The sequence below is a fragment of the Pseudomonas sp. E6002 genome, from assembly GCF_013385565.1.
GTDB lineage: Bacteria > Pseudomonadota > Gammaproteobacteria > Pseudomonadales > Pseudomonadaceae > Aquipseudomonas.
In genome coordinates, this window is sequence record NZ_JACAPT010000045.1 from 17884 (window position 1) to 33482 (window position 15599).

Sequence of the window (15599 nt, forward strand, 5' to 3'; positions counted from 1 at the left end):
TTCGGTTAAATCGCCGCGCCGTGGCACAGGCCGAGTAGAATCACGCCCTGAAAGTGATTCTTGAGGTGTGGCAAGGTGGATTTACAGCAGGGGTTTGTCCTGACCCGGCATTGGCGCGACACCCCGGCGGGCACGGAGGTCAGCTTTTGGCTGGCTACCGATCAAGGCCCCAGGTTCGTGCGCTTGCCGGTGCAGACCTCCGTGATGTTCATCCCGCAAGCCCATCGCAAGCCCGCCGAGCTGCAGCTCAAGGGCGAGCGCGGTATCGAGTTGCGTGACCTGGCGCTCTGCGACTTCCACCATCGCCCGGTGCTGGGCCTCTACACCAAACAGCATCGCCAATTGATGGACCTGGAAAAGCGCCTGCGTCGAGCCGGCATCGACGTCTACGAAGGCGATGTGCGCCCGCCCGATCGCTACATGATGGAGCGCTTCATCACCGCGCCGGTGTTGTTCGGCGGCAAAGCGGGCGAGGGCGGCATGCTGGTGGAGGCGCAGATGAAACCCGCGCCGGATTACCGCCCGCCCCTCAAGCTGGTGTCGCTGGACATCGAGACCACCGCCCAGGGCGACCTGTATTCCATCGCCCTGGAAGGTTGCGGCGAGCGCCAGGTGTACATGCTCGGCCCGCCCAACAACACCGATGCGGTGGACTTCAAGCTCGACTACTGCGACACCCGCGCCGAACTCCTCGAACGCCTGAATGTGTGGCTCGCCACCCATGACCCCGACGCGATCATCGGCTGGAACCTGGTGCAGTTCGACCTGCGCGTGCTGCACGAACACGCGCAACGCCTGAACGTGCCGCTGCTGCTTGGCCGTGGCGGCGATGCCATGGGGTGGCGCGAGCACGGCAGCCGCAATCACTACTTCGCGGCAGCGGCCGGGCGGTTGATCATCGATGGCATCGAAGCCTTGCGCTCGGCCACCTGGAGTTTCGAATCCTTCAGCCTGGAAAACGTCGCCCAGACCTTGCTCGGCGAAGGTAAATCGATCTCCACGCCGTACCAGCGCATGGACGAAATCAACCGCATGTTCGCCGAGGACAAGCCCGCGCTGGCACGCTACAACCTCAAGGACTGCGAGCTGGTCACGCGGATTTTCGAGAAGACCGAGCTGCTGAAATTCCTCCTCGAACGAGCCAGCGTCACCGGCTTGCCGGCAGACCGCAACGGCGGTTCGGTGGCAGCGTTCACGCACCTGTACATGCCGCTGATGCACCGCCAGGGTTTCGTCGCGCCGAACCTGGGAGACAAACCACCCCAGGCCAGCCCCGGCGGGTTTGTCATGGATTCGCGCCCGGGCCTCTACGAGTCGGTGCTGGTGCTTGACTACAAAAGCCTCTACCCGTCGATCATCCGCAGCTTTCTGATCGACCCGGTGGGCCTGATCGAAGGCCTGCGTCACCCCGAAGACAGCGAGTCGGTGGAAGGCTTTCGCGGTGCGCGGTTTTCCCGCACCCGGCATTGCCTGCCGTCGATTGTCGCGCGGGTTTCCGAGGGCCGCGAAGTGGCCAAGCGCGAACACAACGCGCCGCTGTCACAGGCGCTGAAGATCATCATGAACGCCTTCTACGGCGTACTCGGATCCAGTGGTTGCCGCTTCTTCGACACGCGACTGGCATCGTCCATCACCCTGCGCGGCCACCAGATCATGCGCCAGACCCGCGAGCTGGTCGAAGCCCGGGGTTATGAGGTGATCTACGGCGATACCGACTCGACTTTTGTCTGGCTCGGCAGCCCCCATTCCCAGGAAGACGCGACGCGCATCGGCCTGGACCTGGTGCAGCACGTCAACACCTGGTGGCGCGAGCGCCTGCAGAATGAGTTCGGCCTGCAAAGCGCCCTGGAACTGCAATACGAAACCCACTTCAGCCGCTTCCTGATGCCGACCATTCGTGGTGCGGAAGAGGGCAGCAAAAAGCGCTACGCCGGGCTGGTCACCCGTGCCGACGGCAGCGAAGAAATGGTCTACAAGGGCCTGGAAACCGTACGCAGCGACTGGTCGCCCCTGGCCCGGCAATTCCAGCAGGAACTCTACCAGCGCATCTTCCACCGCCAGCCCCACCAGGATTATGTGCGCGACTACGTACGTCGCACCTTGAGCGGCGAGCTCGACGACCTGCTGATCTACCGCAAGCGCCTGCGCCGGCAACTGGGTGACTACGAGCGCAACGTACCGCCCCACGTGCGCGCCGCGCGGCTGGCCGACGAATACAACGACCGCCAGGGTCGCCCGCGCCAGTACCAGAACGGTGGCTGGATCAGCTACGTGATCAGCGTCAACGGCCCCGAACCGCTGGAAGTGCGCCAGGCACCGATCGACTACGACCACTACGTCACCCGGCAACTGCAACCGGTGGCGGACGCGATCCTGCCGTTTGTAAACGATGACTTCGGCACCCTGGTGGGCGGCCAGATGGGCTTGTTCTGAAACGGCTTGCCTTGAGGTGGCGAGAGCCTGCAATCTTGGCCACTGACGACCACCAGACAGCGCAGCCCTCCCATGACTGAAATCACCCTGACCGGCACCACGGTCGAACTCCGGCCCCTGCAACGCGAACACGCCACCGCCCTGGTACAGGCTGCTGCCGACGGGCAGTTGTGGAACCTCAAGGTGACCAACGTGCCGGGGCCCGACACCGTCGAAAAGTACGTGGACATTGCCCTGGCCGGGCGTGAGGCGGGCACCGTGATGCCGTTTGTCATCGTGCGCCGCGACACCGGTGAAGTGGTGGGCAGCACCCGATTCTGGAAGGTCGACCGGGTCAACCGCAAGCTGGAGATCGGCCACACGTTTATCAGCCAGTCGGTGCAGAAGTCCGGGGTCAACACCGAGGCCAAGCTGTTGCTGCTGACCCACGCGTTTGAAGTGATGGAGTGCGTGCGGGTGCAGTTCACCACCGATGAACTCAACGAAAAATCCCGGGCCGCGATCCTGCGCCTCGGCGCGGTACAGGAAGGGATCGTGCGCCACGAGCGCATCATGCCCGATGGCCGCAAGCGCAACTCGGTGCGCTTCAGCATCATTGATCCGGAATGGCCACAGGTGAAGGCGGGGTTGCAAGCCAGGCTGGCTCGCTAGGGCTTATGGCTCAGCTCTTCCACCAACTCATCCATCCGGTCGGCAATTTTCGGCGTGGTCGACAGCACAAAGCCTTTTTGCGTGCCCACATAGGTCTCGACGATGTACAGCGTGTCGCCCACATCCAGCCCCAGTTCCTGCAAGGCTTCGTCTGGCAGGCGGATGGCGCCGTCGCCGTCCCAGTCTTCGATCGTGACGCGTTTGCTGTGCATGATGGCTTCCCGTTGAACGAATGAACGGCCTAGCCTAACACCTCAATCCACTGCCAGGAGGCTTGGCACTGTGTACACCCTTTACGGAACCCAAGGCACCGGCTCGTGCATCATCGAAATTGCCCTGCAGCGTTGCGGTGTCGAGTGGTGCCAGGTCGACGCCTGCTCCTGGGAAGACCGCGTGGGCAACGAGGCGTTGGCGCGGATCAACCCGCTCAAGCAAATCCCTACCCTGCAACTGCCCAATGGCAGCGTGTTGACGGAAAGCGCGGCGATCCTGATTCACCTGGGCCTGCAGTTTCCCGCCTCAGGGCTGCTGCCCGAGGAGCCCGCCCAAGTCATTCGCGGCCTGGTGTACATCGCCGCCAACTGTTACTCGGCGATTGGCATCATCGACTATCCGGAACGCTGGACCGACAGCCCCGATGCGCAGCAGCATGAACAGTTGATCAGCGGCACCCGTCGCCGCCTGCGTAGGGCCTGGGAGGTGTTTGCCGATCAATTTGCCGAGCAACTGTTCACCCCGGCGCAGGTTCCGAATGCACTGGCGATCATGGCTGCGGCGGTGTCGCGTTGGGCAGGCGGGCGGGACGCGCTGCAACAGTCGCGGCCTGAGTTTGCCCGGGTGCTGGCGCAGGTGGATGCCCACCCAAACGTAGCGCCGGTATTTGCCCGGCATTGGCCGTCGTGAGCATCCGCAATCAAAAGAAACAATGAGGCGTAAGGTGGCTAAACGCCTTGCGTCGCGGGCGTCCTGACCTACGCTTTCTGAAGTTGTTGTAGGAATCATCCTTGAATTTGACTGTCGCAGACATGAAACTCAAGAACCCTGCATGGAATTCAAAGGAGGTGTGCATGCTCATCCGGTCGCTGACCCTGGCTACCCTGATGGCTTTTACGGGGCCGCTGTTGGCCGCGGATGATCTCAATCCGCTCAAGCAGGACCTGGGCAAGTCCCGTCCGTTGGTGGTGGTGGAGCTCGACTCCGGCAACCCGACGTTGGCCACCCTCAAGAAACAGCTGGACGAGCCTGCCAACAAGCAGTCCTTTGAAGAGCGCAACATGGTGCTGTACACCGTGTCCTTTGGCAGCATCGGCGCTGAAGGCGAGAAGTTCGCCAAGGACGCGAAGGACAACAAGAAGCTCGCGCCGCCGGAAACCAACGCGCTGATCCGCGCACTCAAGCTGGGCGCCGGCAGTGGTACCAAGGTGATCCTGGTGGGCAAGGACGGCGAGAAAAAACTCGAGAAGACCGTGCCACCCGACACCCTCAGCCTGGCGGATTTCTTCAGCGCGATTGATCAGATGCCCCAGGCTGAAAAGGACCTTGCCGCCCCGGCCGAACCTGAGCCCGCTGCCCCTGCAGCAGGCAAGCCTGGCGCCAAGGCCGGCAAGAACTCCAAGCATCCAGCGCCACAACCGGCACTGGATGATTGAGCGTTTTTCTGTAGGAGCTGGCTTGCCTGCGATAGCATCACCTCGGTAATTCAGGCACACCGCGGTGATGCCACGCAGCCTCGCTAAAGCTCGACAGCTCCCACATCACGCCTCAAGCTCCAGGCTTTTCACCGGCCACCGCCGGTGCCTTGCGCACCGGGAACGGGAAGTAGAAAAACCGCAGGAAGGCCACCCGCTTGATCACCTCGCCGATCATCAACGGCACCACCACCGCCACCACCAGCCCGATAAACGCCGCCGCCACATCCGGCATGCCCAGGTGCTGCAGGAGGGCAATGGTCTTGTGCTGGATCTCGCCGTGGAAAATCAACAGGATCAGTGTCGACTGGCCGATGTAGGTCATGGCGCGGGTCAGCACCGCAGACGTCATCATCAACCCGGCCAGCGCCCAGCAGATGTACACACCGATCACCGCCAGTGCACTGGTCCACAGCCAATGGTCATAGCGCCGTTGAGCCAGGTCCATGGTGTCCCAGGTCGGGATGAAAATCGCGAAGTACACCACCAGCGCCACCACCATGCTCAGCAGTGAGCTCTGGTGTTTGCGCAGCACGTCCCGCAGCAGATAACCGAGGATGAAATAGGTACTGCTGATCAACGTGACATCCAGGCTGAAGGGCAGCCCCGGCATCGTCCAGGTCTGGCCGCCGACGGTGATCGGTACCTGCCAGAACCAGTCCAGGGTCCAGACCCCCAGCAGCAACTGCACGCCCACCACCACGCAACTCCACACCAGGGACAGGCCCAGGCGTTGCATCAGCCGCAGCATCACCCAGGCAAACAGTATCGCCGCCCAGAAGTGTGGCAAGAACCACAAGGCCTGCCAGGGCAGGGTATCCACCGAGGCGTACAGCACGCCGCCAATGTCGGGCAGCAGCGGTTGGCCGCGCAGGATGTCGCGCACCAATACGTACACCAGCATCGTGGTGAAGAACGGCTTGAGCAGGGCATCGGCCTTGCGCACCGCCATTTCAACGAACGGCTGCTCGGGCTTGAAGAACACCCCGGAGAGGAAAAAGAACAGCGGCAGGATGAAGACCGCGAGTATCGGGTACAGCAGGTTCGGGGAATGCTCCACGAACCAGCCATGCCCGAACACGATGATCAGGATGCCAATGCCCTTGGCAATATCCATTTGAATCCAGCGTTTTTTCACCTGACTGCTCCCACTCTATAAATCTGCCTTGCGCCACGGCTTGAGCCACAGGCCCATGCCCAGCAACACCACGGCCCCCGCCAGGGTGCTCAACCCCAGCTGAAGCCAGATACCTTGGATCCTGAACAACACCAACGCCGCCAGGCCCATCATCAATGCACTCAACACCCAGTGCCCCTTCCAGGGCAGGGCGCCGAGCAAGGCCTGGCGTTGCATCAGCAGCAACGCCGTGCACAGCACGCCGGCGAGGGCGGCCAGCGGGATACCCGCCAGGCCAAACACAAACGGCAGCACACCCAGCAGCAACACGTTCACCAGGCTGCCCAGCAACTCGCAACGCAGCGGCTGGCGGGTGTCGCCGGCGGCATAGGCATAACGCGCCAGCAGGGCGTTCCAGGCGCCGAACACCAGCGGCACGGCAAACCAGGCCAGCAACAGCGGCAACGGCGAATCCACCGACTGCTTCGGCAGCAGCAACGCCACCAGGCTCGGCGCCGCCGCCACCAGGCCGACGCCTGCGGGCAAGGTCAGCAGGCTGGCGGTTTCCAGGCCACGCTTGAGCAGGGCCAGGCGCTCGTCGCCCTGGCGCCGGCTCATCATGCCCAGCAGCACCTGGTTGAGGCTCATCAGGGCAATCAACGGCAAGTTCATCAGCTTGCGGGCCAGGTTGACCCAGGTCACCGCACCTTCACCCAGCAAGGACGCCACCAGCCGTTCAATCAGCGCCAAACCCTGGCTGGCACCGTTGCTTAAAAGCAGCGGGCCTATGCGAGCGCCCAGCTCGCGCAATTCCAATGTCGAAGCCCGCAGCCGCCACGGCCGCCAGCCCAGGCGCAGCATCGACGGCAACAGCGCCAGGGGCATCAGCAGGCTGCCGGTGAGGCAGGCCAACGCCAGCGAGTGCGGTTGCGTGGCGGTACCGGCGAGGGCGAGGTAGGTCACCGGCGGCAGGTTGAACAGCAACGAACCGAGCCCCGCGACCACAAAGCGCTCGCTGGCCTGCAGCGGAATACTGAACAGCGCATGCAGCATCAGCCCCGGCACACTCCAGGCGAGAATCTGCAAGTTGCTGCTGGCGAGGCTGGTGGCCGTCGCCGCCAGCCCCGGGCCGAGCAGCTGCACCAGCCATGGCGCCAGCAACGTCAGCAGCAGGCTGGTCACCAGGGCGATCAGCAACAGCGCCGGGAACAACACCGCCAGCCAGTCCAGGCGCTCGCCGTCCTTGCGTTGCAGGTACAGCGGCAGGGCGGCGGCACTCAGCACACCGCCGGCCAGGGACATGCGTAACGCTTCGGGCAAGAACAGCGCGATCAGGAACGCATCGCTGCGCTCGCCCGCACCCCACGCCGCCACCAGCAACCACTCACGGGCAAACCCGAGGCACAACCCCAGCAAGGTTGCCAGGGTCAACCAGAACGCCGATCCGAGCATGCCTAGGGCCCGACGCTATTGAACACAGGCTTGCGATGCGCCACGGTCTTGACCTTTGGCAGACGCGCCGGAAACAGCCGCCGCGCCTCCAGCACGTTGATCCCCACCATCAGCCAGAACAGCGCAATCATCACCAGGGCGAAGCTGAAGTAGTGGTCGAAAAAGCCGCTGACCAGCGCCGACAGAATCCCCGCCGTGCTGCCCAGCCAGATCGCATTGTCCTTGGTCAGGCGGATCGGGCCGATTTCCGGACGGGACTCGCGCCACCAGCGCCAGGTCACTGCGATAAACAGCAGCATGCTGATCACCCCGGTCTTGTAGACGAAATTCAGCCACAGGTTGGAAATCCCCAGCAGGTGCGTACCCGGCACTGGAGGGTCAACCTTGAAGCCAATGCCCAGCGGGTAACTGGCCACGGCCTGGGGGAACATGCGGTATTCGTCAAAGCGCACTTCGGTACTCGCGTTCTGCGCCGAAAAGATTGTCGCCAGACGTTCCTGCAACGGTGGGTACGACAGCACCAGCGCCACGGCCAACGCCACGCCGATCATCAGCAAACGCCCGGTGTACGGCACCCGTCGCGACGCCATCCAGATCAGCACCAGCGCCAGGCTGACCATCGCCCCCCGGCTACTGGCCAACAGCAGGGCCGCCGCACCCAGGCAGGCAACGCCCAGGCCGAGACCGCGTTTCCAGCCGGTGTTGGTGATGCCGTAGCAGAACGCCAATGGCAGCAGCAGCGCCATGATCCCGCCGGTGGCATTCGGGTGCATCCATGGCGAACCCATCCGCGAGGCCATGGCACCCAGGCCCAGGGACAGGGTGTCGAGGCTGCCGTAGTTCATCAGGGTCAGGATCGGCAACATGCCCGAGGCCGAGCGCGAGCGGATAAATACACCGATGGACATCACCAGCATCGCCAGTGTGCCCAGCAACAAGGCGATCACCAGGGCTTCGCGGTTCTTCTGTTCAACCAGCAGCTTGGCGGCGAGGAACAGCACCGACAGGTTCAGCAGCCAACGCAACCAGTTCGCCACGCCGCTGGCCTCGGCGGTGATGCTCACCTGGCCGACGATAAACGGCACCACTGTGAAGATCATCAGCCACATCAACATGCGGTCGGTAGGGCGCCGCGACAGCGGTGGGGCGGCCGGCAGGCGCGAGAGGAAACCGTGCCAGATCACCGCCGCCCAGGTCAGGGCGATCAGCGCCTCACTGACCGTACTGCGAATCCCCAGGTTGAGGGTGGAGTAGGGCATGAACGTCGCCACCAGGGCGAACAGCAGCAGTCCCCAGAACGGGAACCGCAGAATCGTCACGGCAGCGGCCAGGCCGATCACTGCCAGCACGGCCTTGACCGGGGAAAGAAACAGGATCAACCCACCAAACAGCAGGCCGAAGACGATGGCGACGAGGCTACCCAGTGAGATTCTCAATTCAATTCCTCGATCAGTTCGGCCAGGCGCCGACGGTAGGCCTGGTGGTTGAAGCGTTCGGCCCAGCTGCGTAACTGTTCAGGTGGTTGTTCGACGGGTTGGTCGGCCAGGTGCAGCATCAATTGCACCAGCGCCGCGCCGTCCGTGGGTGAAAACCGCGGTGCCAGCGGCGGGGTGATTTCGTCCAGCGAGGTACCGCTGGCCACCGCCACCGGAGTGCCGACGCTCAGGGCTTCGATCACCGGCAAGCCAAAGCCTTCCGCGTAGGAAGGCTGCCACAGGCGCAAGGCCTTGCGGTAGAGCCCGTGCAATTCAGCGTCGGATACGCCGCTCAAGGCGCGTATCCCCGGGTAGTTGCGTTGTGCTTCGGGCAAATGCTCCAGGCTGCCCACCAGCACCAGTTCCGGCACGCTCGGCGACTGGCTGCGCGCTCGCTGCCAGGCGTCCACCAGGAACGGCACGTTCTTGCGCAATTCCCGGGTACCCACCAGCAGCCAGTAGCGCTCGGGCAGTTGCCGCGCCGAGAGGTCCGCCGGCAGTCCGACAAAACCGACCACCTGGTTGGGCAATACGCGAATCTTGCCTGCCGCCTTGGGAAACAGCCGCGCGGTTTCGTCGGCACTGTACTGCGAAGGCGTCCACACCCGGTCTGCCGTGTGCACCGCATAGGTGATCGACAGCCGATCACTGGCCTTGTAGATCAGCGCCTTCAGGCGGTTGGCGTGATAGTTGTCCAGGGTGATCTGAAACAGGTCATGCAGCAGCACCACGGTGCGCAGGCCCTGCGGCTTGGGCGGCAGCGGCAGGCCCATATTGAAGGTGCTGATGTACACATCGATGTGCTCATTGCGCAGCGCCTTGGGCAGGTAGCCCGCCTCGAAACGCAGGCGCTGGTGCGGCTGGTGCATGGCGGTCTTGGCGCAGCCCCAGTCCGGGCAATGCACGTTCAGGCGCAGCTCATCCCCCAGCGGCGCGACGCTGAAGCGTTCGAGCTCGATGCCGGGCAGGGTGCGCAGGGCATCTTCCAGGGCGTACACCTGGCGACTGATGCCTGATTGCGGCGAGGTGCCGACGGTGCGGTAATCGAGGCCTATGCGCATGCCGGCTCCTTTTGGCTCTGGGGCGACAGTTGCGCGTACACCTGCTCCAGCTGGCTGGCGGCGACGCTCCAGTCATGGGCACGGCGCACATAAGCGCGACCGGCTTCGCCCATGGGAGCAGCGACTTCAGGCTGTTGCAACAGGCGCACCACGGCGTCGGCCAGGCTTTCAGCGGTCTGGCCGCCGAGGTAATCCAGGCCTTCCACCAGGTCCAGGCCGGACACGCCCTGGTCGGTACTCGCCAGCGGCAGGCCGGCGGCCAGGGCTTCAAGCACCTTGAGCTTGGAGCCGCCGCCATGGCGCAACGGTGCCAGAAACACCGAGCAACTCGATTGCAGGGCCAGCAGGTTGGGGACAAAGCCCTGCCATTCGATGCGTCCGTCCTGCCAGCGTTCGCGCCAGCTTTCCGGCATGCCGAAACCGCAGACGCTCATGCGTGCGTCGGGGCAGCGGGCCCACACTTTCGGCAGGATCTCATCCAGTGCCCACTCGATGGCATCGACGTTGGGCGCGTATTCGTAGTTGCCCAGAAACAGCACGCGGCGGGTCGTCGGGTCGGGTCGGGCAGCAGCAAAGTGCGCGCAATCCACCCCGTTGACCACCACCGGTACCGGCTTGCCGGCAATCTGCGCCAGGGTCTGGGCGTCGGCGTCGGTCACGGCGACCACTTGCGCGGCCTGGCGCATCACCCGGTGTTCCCAGCGGCCGTAGCGCCATTGATCGTAGCGTATGAACGGCAACGCCCAGCCGGGCAGGCGGTCGTAAGTCGCGGCGCCGAGGGACGATTCGACATTGTGCTCGGTCAGCACAAACGGCTGGGAGCGACGGGCCAATGCAGCTTCGTAAGGCTGGAAGGTGTAGGTATGTTCGATCTGCACCACGTCCCAATGCTCGGTCAGCAAGCGCTCGAAGGTGTCCTGCAGTTCACCCGACAGGCCATTCACACTGGCCAGCAACGGGTACGGCGCAAACAGCCCGGCCAGCAGGGTCTTCAGGCTGCGCAGCGGGCGCCGGGGGAGGATGATCACCTGTTCCAGAAAGGCTTCCAGCACGTGGCGATCCGTCAGCGATACCGCATGTTTGTCATGCAGCAGCAAGGTGATCCGATGCCCGCGCGCAGCCAGGCTGCGCAGCAAATGAAACTGGCGCGTCTTGCCGCCGCTGGTAGCGGGCCAAGGCGAGTAGGGCAGGATCCAGAGGATGCGCATGGGTGGCTTCAATCCCATAACAGAATTTGCAGGTTCGGCTTGACCGGTACGTCCAGTCCATTGGTGCCACTCAACGGTGTTTCGGTGCCGCGCAACGGGTCATACAAGGTGGCGGTGGTCATGCCCGGCAAGTGCGCGCTGCCGCCACGGGCCGACCAGAAGAACCACACCTTGCGCCCGTCGGCACGGGACCAGCCGATGCTGAACAGGCCATCGGGCAACTGATCGGCGGTGGGTGGGTCGCCGGGGGTCAATTTGGGCCCGCTCACCTGCAGGAAATTCTGCAGCGCGGTGTACGACGGCTTGGGGTTGGCGTCGATGTCGAGCAAGCCATAACTCTGGTCGCGCACGCTGGCGCGCTGGTCCAGGTCGCTCAGGGTGAACAGGAAGATCTTGTCGAAATCCAGCGCGCTCATCAGCGCGACGCGGCGCACGATGTAGTCGGCCTGGCCCTGGGTGGTGATGAAGTCCTGCACCTCTTTCGGGCCTTTGTAGGTCGACCAGCCCCACTCGGTGCTCCACAGGGTATTCACCCCGGCCGCCCGCAGTTTCTGGTTGAGGGCGCTGGTTTTTTCGACAAAGTCGAGGTTCGACGGCGTGTTGCCTTCGGGCAATTGGGTGTAGGGGTGATAGGACATGACGGTATTCAGGCTCGGCACGCCCAGTTGCAGCAGCCCGTCGAGCATGTTCTGGCCGTTGGGCATTTCGCTGAAGAATGCCATGCCGGCGGCCACCACCGGTTTGTTCGGGTTCACCACCCGCAACGCGGCGGCGGTGACTTGCAACAGGTTCGCATAGCCGGCCGGGTCGGCGGCGGGGCGCCAGAACCCCAGCAGGTTCGGTTCGTTCCACACCTGCCACGCATCTACGCTGGGGTAACGCTGTTCCAGCAATGCCATGCGGTTGGCGAAGATATTCGGGTCCTTGGGCGGGAACTGGTCCTGGTACGGCGAGGAGGCGGGCGCGGTGGTGGCGAACTTCGCCGAGCCCACCAGGTAGAACACCGACTTGATCTGGTTCTGCTGCAGCTTGTTCACCAGTTCGTCGAGGGTCGCGACGTTGTACTGGTTCTCGGCGGTTTCCAGCTGGTCCCAGTGCAGGTCCAGGCGCACCCACTCCAGGCCCAGGGCCTTGAGGCGGTCGATCTGCTTCTGATAACGCTCGGGGCTGAACCACAGGAACTGCGCGTTCACCCCCAGGAAGTCCTTCCACACGACCTCTTTGCTGCCCTTGAGCACATGGCTCTCGGCATCGGCCGGGCGGCCCCAGAGAAAGGCGGTCAAACCCAGCGCAGCGACGACTGCGAGGGTAGCGAGGTAAGTCCGTTTACGCGCCATGGTTGCCTCCTGCAACGGTTTGCTCAAACAGGCTCGCGAACTTCTGCGCGGTCACTGGCCACAACCGTTCGCGGCCTATGGCGGCGGCGCGTGCGGCCCAGTCCGTGGCCATGTGCGGGTTGCGTGCGAGCCGCAGCAGTTGTTCGCTCAAGGCGGCTACATCGCCTTGTGGATAGATGGCGCCATTGCCGCTGGCGACTTCCTCGGCAAACGCCCTGGCATCGGAGGTGATCGCGCCGCGCCCGCAGGCGGCAGCCCAGGACAATGCGCCGCTGGTGCCGCGCTGGCGGCCCAGCAGGCCGAGCTTTTTCGATTCGCGATACGGCAGCACCATCACATGGTGCGCCTGGATCGTCTGCGGGATCTCGCTGGCCGGCAAATTCAGCCGCCAGTCGATGGAGCCTGCCAGGCCGAGTTCGGCAATCTGGCTGTTCAACTGCTCCAGGTAATTGCCGCCTGTGCCAAACGCCATTTCGGCGGCAGTGCCACCGGCCAGGGTCAGGCGCACACGGTCACGCAATTCGGGGGCTTTTTCGAAGGCGGCGGCCAGGGCCTGCAACAGGTCTTCGATGCCTTTGCCACGGTAGATAAAACCGAAATACAACAGGTGCAGCGTGTCCAGCGGCGGCAAGGCCAGCGGCGGGATATCCAGGTTGGCGTGGTTGATCACCGCCACCTTGCCGGCGGGCAATTGCATGCGCGCCGTCAGGCAGTCGGCGCCCAGGCGGGTGAGGGTCACCAGCCGGGTCAGGCCCTGGGCGACGTGACGTTCTTCGCGCAGGGTCAAGGGATCGGCCAGCACCACTGCCGCCTGGGGCAATGGGCTGGGCAAGGATTCCAGCAGGTTCAGCGGAAAGGGCAATTGTTCGCGCCGCCAGACCATGCGCTCCGGGTCATGCACCGTGGCGGTCAACGGCAGGGCGGGGTAGGCCTTGCGCAATTCGCGCAGGGCCAGGAACTCCCCCAGCCGCCCACCGCCCAGCTCGGCGTGGACCAGGTCAACACCCTGCCAGTCGAAACCGGCAATGGCTTGCTTGATCGCCGCCGTGCTGCCGACCACGCCCGTCAAGGGCGTAGCCACCTCGACGCCCAGTTGCTCCAGTGCCGTCTTGAAGTGGTTCGCGTAGTCGGCGATCCCGTTCTTTTCCGGCGGCAGGGGAGCGAGCAGGGCGATGCGCATCAGAACGAACCCCGGTATTTGGCGATGGTTTTCAGCACCTTGACCGGTACCTCGAACTTGCGGCGGTTGATGATAATGCCATCGACCTTGCCGAACGCCGTGGTGAGGATCGACAGTGCGTGTTCCACCACCGGTACCGTGCTTTTTTGCGCTTCCACTACCAGCGCAATCAGGTCGGCACGGCGCAGGTTGATGAACGCATCACGATTGTCCAGCAGCGCCGAAGCATCCAGCAGTACCACCTGGCCCGGAATCGCCGGCTCAACCCCGCCGATCCGCACCCGCACGCCGTTCTCTTCCAGCAACTGGCGCAACTGCTCGACGATAAAGCTCACGCCTTCACCGTGCCGTGCCGAGGTCAGCCCCAGGGTCAGGCCCTGTTCGGCAATACGCTCCAGCGGCAGCAACCCATACAGGCGATAGATGCTCGCGTTGAAGGCGTTGGTGCTTTGCGCGGTGCTGGTGTCCAACTCCGGCAGCGTGGTCCACAGCGGCAGGCCGAATTTGCCTTCCACCAGGCCGCCGTCGTGGATCCGTTGATCCAGCAGGTAGCACAGGTAGATCACCAGCAAGCCGACCACGATGGAGAACGGGATCGCCAGCAACAGCATCAGCAGGGTTTTCGGGAAGACGCGCCCAGGGTTCAGGGTAGCTTCTTCGATCACCGCGATGTTACTGATCTGGCTCTTGTCCAGTTCACGGTCGATCCGCGATTTTTCCAGGCTGTCGACATACAGCGCGTAGTTTTTCTCGGTGCCGTTCAACTCACGGGCCAGGCGCGCCAGTTCCGGCTCGATGGCCAGGGCGTCCTTGCGCTGGGCTTCCAGTTCAGTCAGTTGCTTCTGCTGTTGCACCAACTGTGTACGCAGCGACTGGTTGCGGCTGGTCTCATCCAGCAGTACCCGTTGCAGGTGGATTTCCAGGGTGTTCGGCGCGCGGTTCTCGGAGCTTTGCACCGTGTCGCTTTCACCGGCGACCTGGGCCTGCATGGCACGGATCGAAGCGTCCAGGGCTTTGACCGGCGGCGCGTTATCCGTATAGGTACGCATCATGTCGGCTTTTTCCAGGAGCTTCTGGTTCAGCAGGCGACGCAAGTCTTGTTGCTGCGGGTTCAACGCGATCTGGCGAACCGTGGTCACCTCTTTGGGCTGGCCCTTGAGTTGGTCACGGGTGCTCTGCAACGCCACGTCGGAGGAAGCGATCAGCCGAGTGGAGTTGAACACCTCGCCACGCAGCACGTTGATCCGCTCGGACAAGTCTTCCAGGCGATCGGTGATGCTCGAGGCGCCGATGTCGTTCAAGTGCGCGAGGATCTGCTCCTTGTAGCTCTTGATCTGCGCAGCGCTGGAAGACACCTGGCCTTCATAGAACGCATACAGGCTCTTGCGGCCCAACGCCTGGGTGCGCTCGTCGATGTAGGTCTCGACCCAATCCTTGACCACCGCCTGGGCGATTTGCGGGTCATCCCAGCGGAAGCTGATGTCCATCACCGTAGAGCCGATGGCGTGGGTCACTTCGAAGTTTTTCTCCAGGCTTTTCGCCAGGCGTTCCACCGGGGTGGTTTCTTCGACGATGCCAACGGTTTCCAGCACCACTCGCACACCGTCAAATACGGCACTGATGCCTTTCTTGACGTACCACTTGGTGCGCTTCCACACGCCTTCCGGCGGCTGCATCTTGTCCATCACGTCCAGGTAATGCTCGGCCACTGCACGCACGATAGGGCGGCCGGTCAGCAGGCGCTCTTCGTCGACAATCGGGTCGCGCTGGGTGCTCGGCATGACGATTGGCTGACGGTTGTCGACCTCGATCGGCATCGTCGAGTCACGCCCTGGTTTTACCAGCAATCGCGCGGTGGATTCATACTTGGCCGGCAGCAGGAACGCCCCCAGCAAAATGATCACCAGCGCGGCAATCGCCGCCAGTTTGAACTCGTGCTTGAAGATGAAGAACAGACGCAGAAGATCACGAAAAGAACGGATCTCGATCATGGGATG

The 15599-nt window shown here is 63.5% G+C and carries 13 protein-coding genes; 4 read left to right on the plus strand and 9 right to left on the minus strand.

The features are described from left to right. The first annotated feature begins 75 nt into the window (after positions 1 to 75). Complete coding sequence (locus HX815_RS28865; RefSeq protein ID WP_102605361.1) at positions 76 to 2433, plus strand: DNA polymerase II; 2358 nt, start codon at positions 76 to 78, stop codon at positions 2431 to 2433. A gap of 72 nt (positions 2434 to 2505) precedes the next feature. Further along, positions 2506 to 3084, plus strand: coding sequence for a GNAT family N-acetyltransferase (locus tag HX815_RS28870; RefSeq protein WP_008434573.1), 579 nt, complete (start codon positions 2506 to 2508; stop codon positions 3082 to 3084). Here HX815_RS28870 and HX815_RS28875 read toward each other — a convergent pair. Next, positions 3081 to 3296 carry an AbrB/MazE/SpoVT family DNA-binding domain-containing protein gene (locus HX815_RS28875; RefSeq protein WP_003208231.1) on the minus strand — a complete coding sequence of 72 codons (216 nt, stop codon included), beginning with the start codon at positions 3294 to 3296 and terminating at the stop codon, positions 3081 to 3083. The genes HX815_RS28870 and HX815_RS28875 overlap by 4 nt on opposite strands. Before the next feature lie 70 nt (positions 3297 to 3366). On the opposite strand from HX815_RS28875, the gene HX815_RS28880 reads away from it, so the two are divergent. Next, on the plus strand, positions 3367 to 3987 hold the full coding sequence (locus HX815_RS28880; RefSeq protein WP_177029328.1) for a glutathione S-transferase: 621 nt from the start codon (positions 3367 to 3369) through the stop codon (positions 3985 to 3987). Between the two features lie 164 nt (positions 3988 to 4151). After that, positions 4152 to 4733: a DUF4174 domain-containing protein gene (locus HX815_RS28885; RefSeq protein WP_134327043.1), complete on the plus strand. Its 582-nt coding sequence runs from the start codon at positions 4152 to 4154 to the stop codon at positions 4731 to 4733. A gap of 112 nt (positions 4734 to 4845) precedes the next feature. Here HX815_RS28885 and HX815_RS28890 read toward each other — a convergent pair whose 3' ends face one another. Genes HX815_RS28890 through HX815_RS28925 form a run of 8 tightly spaced genes read right to left on the minus strand, consistent with a single transcriptional unit; the run spans position 4846 to position 15593 of the window. After that, entirely contained in the window at positions 4846 to 5889 is a 1044-nt protein-coding gene (locus tag HX815_RS28890) for an acyltransferase family protein (protein ID WP_177029329.1), read from the minus strand. Positions 5890 to 5925: 36 nt separating this feature from the next. Beyond that, positions 5926 to 7341 carry a murein biosynthesis integral membrane protein MurJ gene (gene murJ, locus HX815_RS28895; RefSeq protein ID WP_177029330.1) on the minus strand — a complete coding sequence of 472 codons (1416 nt, stop codon included), beginning with the start codon at positions 7339 to 7341 and terminating at the stop codon, positions 5926 to 5928. 2 nt (positions 7342 to 7343) lie between these two features. Next, positions 7344 to 8771 carry an O-antigen ligase gene (locus HX815_RS28900; RefSeq protein WP_043225192.1) on the minus strand — a complete coding sequence of 476 codons (1428 nt, stop codon included), beginning with the start codon at positions 8769 to 8771 and terminating at the stop codon, positions 7344 to 7346. A 2-nt stretch (positions 8772 to 8773) separates the two neighbouring features. Next, a complete protein-coding gene (locus HX815_RS28905) occupies positions 8774 to 9877 on the minus strand; it encodes a glycosyltransferase family 1 protein (RefSeq protein WP_003208219.1) in 1104 nt (367 codons plus the stop codon). Beyond that, positions 9868 to 11085, minus strand: a complete 1218-nt coding sequence (locus HX815_RS28910) for a glycosyltransferase family 4 protein (protein WP_177029331.1) — start codon at positions 11083 to 11085, stop codon at positions 9868 to 9870. The genes HX815_RS28905 and HX815_RS28910 overlap by 10 nt, the downstream gene beginning before the upstream one ends. Positions 11086 to 11093: 8 nt before the next feature. After that, positions 11094 to 12422, minus strand: coding sequence for a cellulase family glycosylhydrolase (locus HX815_RS28915; protein ID WP_003208216.1), 1329 nt, complete (start codon positions 12420 to 12422; stop codon positions 11094 to 11096). Further along, positions 12412 to 13602, minus strand: a complete 1191-nt coding sequence (locus HX815_RS28920) for a glycosyltransferase (RefSeq protein WP_177029332.1) — start codon at positions 13600 to 13602, stop codon at positions 12412 to 12414. The genes HX815_RS28915 and HX815_RS28920 overlap by 11 nt, the downstream gene beginning before the upstream one ends. Next, positions 13602 to 15593: an exopolysaccharide transport family protein gene (locus HX815_RS28925; protein ID WP_003208213.1), complete on the minus strand. Its 1992-nt coding sequence runs from the start codon at positions 15591 to 15593 to the stop codon at positions 13602 to 13604. The genes HX815_RS28920 and HX815_RS28925 overlap by 1 nt, the downstream gene beginning before the upstream one ends. Positions 15594 to 15599 lie beyond the last annotated feature (6 nt).

Coding starts and splice junctions, on each gene's coding strand:
- murJ (WP_177029330.1), bottom strand. CDS start 7,341: ATGCTCGGATCGGCGTTCTGGTTGACCCTGGCAACCTTGCTGGGGTTG.
- HX815_RS28870 (WP_008434573.1), top strand. CDS start 2,506: ATGACTGAAATCACCCTGACCGGCACCACGGTCGAACTCCGGCCCCTG.
- HX815_RS28890 (WP_177029329.1), bottom strand. CDS start 5,889: ATGGATATTGCCAAGGGCATTGGCATCCTGATCATCGTGTTCGGGCAT.
- HX815_RS28920 (WP_177029332.1), bottom strand. CDS start 13,602: ATGCGCATCGCCCTGCTCGCTCCCCTGCCGCCGGAAAAGAACGGGATC.
- HX815_RS28915 (WP_003208216.1), bottom strand. CDS start 12,422: ATGGCGCGTAAACGGACTTACCTCGCTACCCTCGCAGTCGTCGCTGCG.
- HX815_RS28905 (WP_003208219.1), bottom strand. CDS start 9,877: ATGCGCATAGGCCTCGATTACCGCACCGTCGGCACCTCGCCGCAATCA.
- HX815_RS28875 (WP_003208231.1), bottom strand. CDS start 3,296: ATGCACAGCAAACGCGTCACGATCGAAGACTGGGACGGCGACGGCGCC.
- HX815_RS28885 (WP_134327043.1), top strand. CDS start 4,152: ATGCTCATCCGGTCGCTGACCCTGGCTACCCTGATGGCTTTTACGGGG.
- HX815_RS28910 (WP_177029331.1), bottom strand. CDS start 11,085: ATGCGCATCCTCTGGATCCTGCCCTACTCGCCTTGGCCCGCTACCAGC.
- HX815_RS28925 (WP_003208213.1), bottom strand. CDS start 15,593: ATGATCGAGATCCGTTCTTTTCGTGATCTTCTGCGTCTGTTCTTCATC.